This is a genomic window from Candidatus Symbiopectobacterium sp. NZEC135 (genome assembly GCF_025962695.1).
The window spans coordinates 1-569 of sequence record NZ_JAGFPF010001383.1 but is presented as its reverse complement, the minus strand read 5'-3'; the positions used below and the strand labels follow the sequence as shown (position 1 = coordinate 569).

General features: G+C 52.9%; 1 protein-coding gene. It reads right to left on the bottom strand.

What is annotated here, in order from left to right; translation table 11 throughout:
• Positions 1-31: 31 nt before the first annotated feature.
• Positions 32-569 (bottom strand): 2-hydroxyacyl-CoA dehydratase (locus J5224_RS34380; protein WP_264629311.1); only part of this gene is annotated, 538 nt, incomplete at its 5' end.

Here is a 569-nt window from a genome sequence, read left to right as displayed (position 1 = left end):
AACTGTTCAATTTTTTGATTTACGCGTTCCATCACAAGCCCCCTTTGTGCGCAGCCGCTTTATTGGCAGCCATAATTTCCGTTAGTGCCTCAATGCGAGTCACGTATTGCGCTTCAGAGAAACCGCGCGGATCGGCCTGATCGCCATCAAACGTGACAGTAGGGATGTTCAGTTCGTGACGAATGCGGCGCTCAATCTCTGGCATGATGCCGCTCCACAGCTTGCAACTGCGGTTGACGTGAATGACCGCGCCATCAATGTGGTTCTGGCGGCCCACATCAATACGCATATCTGCCGCACGTTCCAGCGATACGCAGTTAGGCACGTAGGAGTAAGCGCGCATCATTTCGTCGCTGTTTTGGTAAATCACGCCAAACGCCGTGGCATATACCGTGGCGGTAACGTTGATTCCCTGCTCTTTCAACGGCGTGGACGTGGCGCGCAAATAGGGCCAGCAGGCGATGCCTTCAAACAACACGCGATATTTCTCTTCACCACGGTAGGTGGACTGCTGCTCTTGAATATTGTGTTCCATCTCTTCACACAACTGCTCAAAGGCTTCTGCCGCT